Source organism: Sphingobacterium sp. SGR-19 (assembly GCF_011043555.1).
In the GTDB taxonomy this organism is placed as follows: Bacteria; Bacteroidota; Bacteroidia; order Sphingobacteriales; family Sphingobacteriaceae; genus Sphingobacterium.
On sequence record NZ_JAAKGS010000012.1, the window covers coordinates 106,348 to 115,237 of the forward strand.

At 41.9% G+C, this 8,890-nt stretch carries 7 protein-coding genes; 3 read left to right on the forward strand and 4 right to left on the reverse strand.

Going from position 1 to position 8,890, the window contains the following annotated elements; genetic code table 11:
• The first annotated feature begins 83 nt into the window (after positions 1 to 83).
• The 3 genes from G5B43_RS18215 to G5B43_RS18225 all read left to right on the forward strand — a co-directional run bounded on the left by G5B43_RS18215 (position 84) and on the right by G5B43_RS18225 (position 3,339).
• On the forward strand, positions 84 to 1,883 hold the full coding sequence (locus G5B43_RS18215) for a DNA polymerase III subunit gamma/tau (protein WP_165296231.1): 1,800 nt from the start codon (positions 84 to 86) through the stop codon (positions 1,881 to 1,883).
• 63 nt (positions 1,884 to 1,946) lie between these two features.
• Entirely contained in the window at positions 1,947 to 2,720 is a 774-nt protein-coding gene (gene rlmB, locus G5B43_RS18220; RefSeq protein ID WP_165296232.1) for a 23S rRNA (guanosine(2251)-2'-O)-methyltransferase RlmB, read from the forward strand.
• A 10-nt stretch (positions 2,721 to 2,730) separates the two neighbouring features.
• Complete coding sequence (locus G5B43_RS18225; RefSeq protein ID WP_165296233.1) at positions 2,731 to 3,339, forward strand: HPP family protein; 609 nt, start codon at positions 2,731 to 2,733, stop codon at positions 3,337 to 3,339.
• Between the two features lie 86 nt (positions 3,340 to 3,425).
• Here G5B43_RS18225 and G5B43_RS18230 read toward each other — a convergent pair whose 3' ends face one another.
• The 4 genes from G5B43_RS18230 to G5B43_RS18245 form a co-directional block, all read right to left on the reverse strand.
• On the reverse strand, positions 3,426 to 5,240 hold the full coding sequence (locus tag G5B43_RS18230; protein WP_165296234.1) for a DEAD/DEAH box helicase: 1,815 nt from the start codon (positions 5,238 to 5,240) through the stop codon (positions 3,426 to 3,428).
• Positions 5,241 to 5,508: 268 nt separating this feature from the next.
• Complete coding sequence (locus G5B43_RS18235) at positions 5,509 to 6,855, reverse strand: OmpA family protein (RefSeq protein WP_165296235.1); 1,347 nt, start codon at positions 6,853 to 6,855, stop codon at positions 5,509 to 5,511.
• Between the two features lie 164 nt (positions 6,856 to 7,019).
• The gene (locus tag G5B43_RS18240) at positions 7,020 to 7,880 is read right to left on the reverse strand and encodes a universal stress protein (RefSeq protein WP_165296236.1); all 861 of its coding nucleotides are present in this window, start codon (positions 7,878 to 7,880) and stop codon (positions 7,020 to 7,022) included.
• Between the two features lie 11 nt (positions 7,881 to 7,891).
• A complete protein-coding gene (locus G5B43_RS18245) occupies positions 7,892 to 8,743 on the reverse strand; it encodes a universal stress protein (RefSeq protein ID WP_165296237.1) in 852 nt (283 codons plus the stop codon).
• Positions 8,744 to 8,890 lie beyond the last annotated feature (147 nt).

Below are 8,890 nucleotides of genomic sequence, written 5' to 3' on the forward strand. Positions count from 1 at the left end.
CTCCTCGAAACGCTAATTTTGGGAGCGGTTTTTTTACACTTTAATTTCTGGATTTTACTTGTTAAAATCCTTATCTTCGTGCAATGGATAATTTTATTGTTTCAGCACGGAAATATCGGCCCGTTACCTTCGACTCTGTTGTTGGTCAGCAGCATATTACCGGCACGCTCAAAAATGCCATTCACAATAATCAATTGGCGCAAGCTTTTTTGTTTTGTGGGCCCCGTGGTGTCGGGAAAACGACTTGCGCGCGTATTTTAGCGAAAACAATAAACTGTGAGCATATCAGTGAACATGCGGAAGCTTGTGGTACTTGCGAGAGCTGCAAATCTTTTCAACAAGGGAACTCCTTTAGTATTCACGAATTAGATGCAGCGTCTAATAACTCCGTTGACGACATCCGTAGCTTGATTGAGCAGGTTCGTATCCCGCCACAGGCAGGCAAATACAAGATTTATATCATTGACGAGGTGCACATGCTTTCGCTGGCAGCTTTCAATGCTTTTTTGAAAACATTGGAAGAACCTCCTTCGTATGCTATTTTTATTCTGGCAACGACAGAGAAACACAAGATCCTCCCCACTATACTTTCCCGATGTCAGATATTTGACTTCAACCGGATCAGAGTAGAGGATATGGCGAATCATCTCGCTTCCATTGCACAAAAAGAACAGATAACTTTCGAGCCGGATGGACTACATATTATTGCGCAGAAGGCTGATGGAGGGCTTCGGGATGCACTATCCATGTTTGACCAGATTGTCAGTTTCTCGAATAGAAACATTACCTATCAAACCGTCATCGATAATCTCAATATTCTAGATTACGATTACTATTTCCAATTGATGGACAGCGTCTCAGCGGAGGATGCCGCACAAGCGTTATTGATTTTTGATAAAGTATTGAATAATGGTTTCGACGGCGGCCATTTTATCAGTGGACTGGCAACACATATCCGTAATTTATTGGTATCCAAAGAGCCTGCAACGCTCAAGTTATTGGAAGTAAGCGAAAATATTAAACGTAAATACATGGATCAGTCGCAGGCACTTAGCTCTGGGCTGTTGCTTTCTGCATTGAACATTGCCAATCAGTGCGAAATAAATTACAAAAGCAGTAAAAACCAACGCTTACAAGTAGAGTTAGCACTATTAAAGATGTGTCATATCGCGTCGGCTATTTCACTGGGTAAGCAAGGAAGTTTTACGCCGGCTGCTGCTACGACAGAGGTAAAAAAAAAACTCCCTGATACAAGTATAAATCATCCGACGGCTGTAGCTAACAGTGCTCCTGTTCCTAAGCACGTGTCTTCTGTCAAAGAACCTGCACCTATACAGGCTCTAAATAACAATCCGGCGCCCGTCGTAGAAAACACGGCTGTGACAACGGAAAAAACGGCTGTAAAAAAGGGCTGGGGAAAAATCTCTACTTCGGTAAATGTACCCAACTTAAATACCATATTTGAGGATAAGGCGGAAGCTGATACGGATGAACCAGACCTTGTTCAAGGTAATGAGTTCCGGGAAGTTACTTTCAACGCATTTATTTCACAATGGAATGCGTTTGCGGATGGTTTGAAACAGACAAGCCGCATTACGCTATATACGATTATGACGGCTAATCCTCCGCGTTTAAACGGTGTCATGATTGAGGTGGATGTGGAGAATGCGGTGCAAATGGATGAGCTTAAATTAGGTAAAATAGATATTTTAAATTATCTGCGGGTTAAACTACAAAATTTTTCACTTGACCTAACAGGTATACAAGTGGAAGTTACCAAAGTCAGGAAGCCATATACTTCCGCAGAAAAGTATCAGGCAATGGTTTCCAAAAACCCTGCGCTGGAGACGCTTCGTAAAGCATTTAATCTGGGGTTGAGTTAAATACACCTTTCTTTTGTTATCTTTGCCCAAAATTATTCATTATAACACGCCAACTAATAAAATATGCGAAACTTCCAACATAGGGAACGAGGGGAAAAGCGAGAATCAAACCAAATGGTGTTCGGTATTCGTGCCGTCATTGAAGCGATTGATAGCGGTAAGGAGATTGAATCATTATTTGTACAGCGGGGGTTGAGCGGCAGTCTCTTCTTGGAATTAAAATCTTTGTTGAAAGAGCATAATATCGGATATCAACAGGTGCCTATTGAAAAGCTAAACCGCATTACGCGGAAAAACCATCAAGGCGTTATAGCGGTGATATCACCGATTACTTATCAACATGTCGAAGACCTATTGCCCACTATCTATGAGAAAGGGGAGACACCTCTTTTATTGATGTTGGACGGTGTAACCGATGTACGCAACATGGGGGCTATTGCACGTACGGCGGAATGTGCTGGAGTCCACGCGATTATTGTCCCTAAAAAAGGTTCGGCTGAAATCAATCCTGATGCAATTAAAACTTCAGCAGGAGCATTATATAAGATTCCGGTATGTCGCGAAGACGCATTGGGACGTACGGCACGTTTCCTTATCGAATCGGGTGTACAGTTGGTTGTCGGGACGGAGAAGACACAAGATTCCGTTTACGATGTGGATTATACGGTACCCACCTGCATTGTTTTAGGTGCCGAAGATGTTGGTGTATCAGATGACTTGATTCGTGTTTCGGATAAACTGGCGAAAATACCGATGTTTGGTGAAATCAAATCCTTAAATGTATCGGTCTCTGCAGGTATTGTTATCTATGAGGCTATACGGCAACGTCATAAATAGTTTGTAATAGTTGAAAAAACAGATTTATAGGCAGCTACGGGTGTATCGATATGTTTTCTATCGGGAAACGCTCGTTGATCCCAGGGAACATTTTTGGTCTTTTGTCGGCGCTTTCGTCGGCATTTTTATTATCGCTTTTATTCAATCTCTGCACTTGCCAACGTTGGAGAACGTTTTTTTAATCGGTTCGTTCGGAGCTTCTTCTGTTTTGGTGTATGGAGCCATACAAAGTCCGTTGGCACAGCCACGAAATCTTGTTGGAGGGCATGTGGTGTCCGCACTTGTTGGGGTCACCGTTGCTCGAATATTACCCGATATTATATGGCTTACCGCTCCTCTGGCTGTAGCTTCTTCTATCGTTTTTATGCAGATGACCCGCACACTTCATCCGCCGGGCGGCGCTACCGCACTGATCGCGGTAACCGGGGGTACCAAAGTTGCCTCATTGGGTTATCTTTATGTGTTAAGTCCTATATTTACTGGAACATTGATTTTGCTTCTCACGGCACTTATATTCAATAATATCACGGCGAAACGTCATTATCCGGTTAAATATTCACGATTACGCCGTTCTCGAAGAAGACATTTAAAAGCGAAAAGGATGGGAAGAAAGCATTAAGCTTTTCAACATAAAGAAAGAAAAAAGAAAAAGCCGGCTTTTCTATAATGAAAAGCCAGCTTTTATAAGATGATAAATCCTAGTGATTAATATCTAGAGCGTGAAGAAGAAGACTGACGTCTTCCGGAGCGCTCTCCACCACCGAAGCCACCAGAACTACGTCTGTCGCCTCTGAAAGAACCTCCTTTTCTGTCTCTATCTCCGCTTCTGCGTCTACCGCCGCTGTCGCCGCCTCTAGAGCGACCACCGCTGCGGCTTTCGTCGCCAGATACTTCCACGCGAACTGCACGGCCATTGTACTCTGTACCTTGGAAGCCTTCGAATACTTTGTTTACCTCAGCATCCTGTACCTCGAAGAAAGTGAATACACCTTTCATATCGATTTTTCCGACTGACTTTCCGGAGATATTTGCTGCATCACAAATAAGACCGAGCATGTCTCCACGTGAAAACTCATCTACAGAACCAAGGTTGATGAACAAGCGTGTGTATCCGTTGGAAGCAGCTCTGCTTCTGCGTTCACCACGCTCTCCGCGATCACCCCGTTCGCCACGATCGCTATCTCTTTCGCGGGCATCAACGTTCAAGTCTGGCGCGTTTTGGTAATAATCCAAGAAACGGTTAAACTCTAACGAAGCGAAACGTTTGATGATGTCTTCTTTTGACAAATCTTGCATACTTTCCATGATACTTGGAAGATATGGTGCAATCCGCTCCTCGTTGATCTCCGCATTACGAATTTTATCCGTCATAGCAAGAAGTTGCTTTTCAACGACTTCGCCGGCTTGAGGTACTTGTTTCTTTTCAAACTGTTTGCCTATGATTTTTTCAATGCGACGGATTTTTCCTAATTCTTTAACGTTAATTAAGGAAAGGGAGACACCGGTCTTTCCGGCGCGGGCTGTACGACCGGAACGGTGTGTGTAATTTTCAACCTCATCCGGTAGGGAGAAGTTAATAACGTGTGTCACATCGTTCACATCAATACCACGAGCCGCTACGTCTGTTGCAATTAATAGTTGCAAACTACGGTCGCGGTAGCGTTTCATTACCTTATCACGTTGTTGTTGAGACAAGTCTCCATGCAACGAGTCGGCATTGTAGCCATCTTTTACCAAAGCTTCCGCTATCTCTTGTGTTTCAATCTTTGTACGACAGAACACAATACCGAAAATCTCTGGATAATAGTCTACAATACGTTTGAACGCCGCATATTTGTCCCTAGCCTTAATGACATAATAGTGGTGTTCAATGTTTGCATTACCGGTGTTTTTTGTGCCAACGGTAAGCTCTTGAGGGTTGGTCATGTAGTTTTGTGCTATACGACGTACCTCTTTTGGCATAGTTGCTGAAAACAACCATGTTTTCTTTGTGTCGGGCGTTTCCGAAAGAATGTTGTTGATATCCTCTTGGAATCCCATGTTCAACATTTCATCTGCTTCATCCAATACAACATACTTCACATTGGAGAAGTCGATTGCTTTTCTGCCGATGATGTCCAGCATACGTCCAGGGGTAGCTACGACAATCTGTACACCGCGACGAATCTGGCGTAATTGGTCAGAAATATTTGCGCCACCGTAAACGGCAACAACGTGTACATCGTCAATGTACTTAGCAAATTTCTCTAAATCTTTTGCGATTTGTAAGCATAGCTCACGCGTAGGACATAATACTAAAGCCTGCGGATGCTTTTGAGTAAAGTCGATTAACTCTAAAAGTGGAAGACCAAATGCCGCTGTCTTTCCTGTGCCGGTTTGGGCTAATCCGACAAAATCGTCGTTACCAGTCAATAAAACAGGAATGGCTTTTTCCTGAATAGGAGATGGTTTCTCGAAACCCATCTCAGTGATGGCATTAACAACTTCATGACGGATCCCCAAGTCTAAAAATGGGTTCATGAAATAAATTATACAATAGGCTCTATTGCCTAAGGCGGTGCAAAGATAGAAATAAAATTCGGAATAAAAAAATGGAAATAAAAAAGAAAGCTAAAAAAGGAGAAAAGAAAGGGAGAGACAACACAAATGCATTGTCCCTTCCTTAACATCCAGGTGCCGCATCCGAATGTTTTACAATTGTACAAACTTATTCTTAGTACTATCCCTAATGTAAAACATTCGAAGCGGCGAGTTTTTTTGTTTCTTTTTTTGAGGTAAAAAAAGAAAACTAGTACAATGTAAATTCTACGCGACGGTTTTGTTGACGACCAGCGGCGGTTGCATTCGTTGCAATAGGTTGTGTAGGGCCATATCCTGTGGCTTCAATGCGGGAAGCGTTCGCCCCTTTGGAAACGAGATATGATTTGACAGCCTCCGCACGCTCTTTCGATAAACGCATGTTTGTTTGCATAGAACCGGTATTATCGGTGTGGCCAGCAAGTTTTAAGCTGAAGTTTTTCTCGATCAGTAGCGTAGCTACGCTATTCAAGGAAGGATAGGAACTAGAACGGATAGTTGATTTTCCTAGATCAAACTCCAGGTTTTTAATCGCTTCATCTACCACTTTTCTATCTTCTTCGGTAACAACGATTTTTTCAATCACTTTTGTTTCGTTTTTCAGCTCTGGAAGCGGGCAACCGGATCCATCTACCTTAACGCCGGCAGGTGTATTTGGACATTTGTCGAATTTATTGGCCACACCATCGCCATCATCGTCTTGCAAATCGTTGTTTAAACCGGCCAGTTGGGAAGATAAGGCCTGGTTCTCCTGTTTTAACGCGTCGTTCTGCGCTTTTAGGTCATCATACTTCATGTTGTAGTCGTTCACCAACGTAGCGACCGGGTTGGAATTGTTGAGCGCAGGTTTCGAACTATTGCCTAACGCAATTTCCAGTCCGGCATGTGCATAAGAGAACAGGTCGTTTTTAAATGTACCGCCGGCTTTTCCGTCAAAATGTTGGTTCGCCCAATTCAGTTGATAACCTAGATCAATGTTGATGCCTCGGGCAACAGCAAACTTAAATCCGAAATCTGCTGGTACATACAGTTTGGTAGCTGCGTCACGTGTTGTTGCTGCACCATCTGCATCAGTTACGGTTGTTTCAAAATTCAATGCGCCAAGACCTACTGCGAAATAAGGTTTGATAAAACTGTTGAAGAAACGCCAGTTGGTATTGGCCATTGTCCATTCTCCGGATAAAGCAGCCGACCAAGGCGTTTTTGTTTCAAATGCTGCGATGCCTGTTCCGGTAACATCGTTATTTTTACCAGCGACTTTGCCGCCCATGTATTGTGCTTTTAGGCCGAAAGATGGGGAAATTTGTTTCTTTATGTAAACGCTATATCCAAGGTTGTGTTCCAATTTGTCAAAACCGTCTTGGTTGAAACCGAAGATATTAGACTGGTTCAATACGCCTGCATTCAGGCCTACCGACCAAGTTCTGTACTGGGTCTCGGAGCCAAGGGGAGTAGTACCTTCAATACTTCCCTGTTTTTGAGCTTGAGCAACAGAGATGCTACCCAACAAGCTGGCCACACTTACGATGGCTACATTTTTTAAGTTAAAATTTTTCATATACGAGTCTTAATAATTATTTGTATATCAACACGCATTGCTATGCAATTGTTTTGCCAAAAGTAGGATGGAAAAAAGATTATTATGTCGGAAACGTGCAGAAAAAAAACTCTTGTAGTATAGACACTACAAGAGAAAGTAACCGATGTACAATGGATAATGTTCTATTTGCTACGTACAGGTGCAAATAAAGTCGGAATAGTCATATGGTAAGCCATTTTACGTACAATATTTTCTTCGATGAGCTTTCTGAAAATACTTTTGCGGCTACGGGTAATAAGTAAGAAATCTATCTGCTCGTCAATTAAGACATTGGAGATAGCATGTGATACATTTTCTGCAGCTCGATTGTAAAGCACTTGTGGTTTTATAGTATAGGAAATGTTCTGGACGCCGGTTCGATTGATTATTTCTTCAATCCAATTTTTAAATTGTGCGTCGATATCGCTGATGCGTCGGTCGTCTTTGTTTACGTAAATCAATACGAGCTCGAAGTCATTTCCAATGAGCTTAATAGCTTGCTGGAGCACTTCAATCTCACCTTCTTTAAAATTACAGAGCAAGCCAATCCTGTCTTTCTTGAGCCCTTTCGTATTTTGCGGGACGCCAAGTACAGGGGTCTTGGTATTCAGGATGACATCATATGTATTGCTGCCTAGAAAGATTGCCTCCAATCCAGAAGAACCTTTCGTTCCCATAACAACTGCATCGTAATTAAACACGGCGGTTACTTTGCTGATTTCTTCAAAGAGGTTACCTTCTTTAAATATACTGTTGAATTTGATACCGGGATATTCATTATGGAGGTTTGTTAAGAGTCTCTCCATATCTTTTTCCGAAATTTTTACCTGCGGGTCTTCGATAGGATAGGCCTGTCGATTTACATATGAATTGGAATGATGCGTGAAAACATGGATAAGGTCCACTTCTTGTTTACGTTCATTTTGCGAAATGAGCTGACAACCATATCGAATAGCGGTTACGGAGTCCTCAGAAAAATCAACGGGTATTAATATTTTGTTCATGATATAATTGTTTATAAAGATTTTCCAAAAAAGGCCGGTTTTTGCAGCTTCAATGTCATGGCCTTGGATACCGATGAGGTAAACAATCTTTCAAAAAATGTTTTTCTAGTCTTTGAAACCAAAATAATGTCGATATCCTGCACATCAATCAATTTACTGATAACCTCCGGTATGGTATCTTGATCCTTGTCTTCTTTTAAAGTCGGCGCTATTAGTTTGTTCGTTTGTCGTACAGCAGAAAACTCGTCTACATTAAATCCCCAAGAATCTAATCGGTTGTTCACCGAGGTCACACTTTCACTTTCCTTATATACATGTATAAGAGCTACGTCAATCTCCTGTTTAAAAATATGAACAAACTCTTGAAGCGTTGTCAGCTCTTCCTGTTTGAAATTCGTTAGTAACCCTACCTTTTTTATTTCTGTCGTAATCTGTTCGATATTCGGTATGACAATGACCGGAATAGGTGATTTCGCTACAATCAACGCCGTATTGCTTCCCCAGAATATGTTTTTATTTGCCGATGCGCCGGTGGTACCCATGGCGATAGCGACATAATCCTCTCTTTTTGCCTGCTTAGGAAGTGCCTCCTCTAAAAGGCCACGGTCATTGTTATAAGATATTGGGATGTCGGGATATTGTGCCTGAAGCCGGCCCACCCACTCCTTAATAGTAAGATCGGCTTTTAATAAATCAGATTCTTCGCGTCCCTCCTCCAATTCGTTCTCATCAAACCCCGATGAAACTGCCGTGTAAAAATGAATAATGTGCAAACTATAGTGATACTTTTTTGCAATTTCTGCGGCATATCGGGCAGCCAAGAATGCGTTTTCCGAAAAGTCAGTTGGTACTAAAATTTTCATTAATATAAGTTGATATTACTGTATAAAAGTACAAATAATAAGTGGTTTTAAGAATTTAAAGTTTGTGATTATACAGGTAGAATACTATGCGTTGTGAGAGCAAGCATTTTTAGCTATTTTTGTAGCTCGAAAATAAGTATATATAGG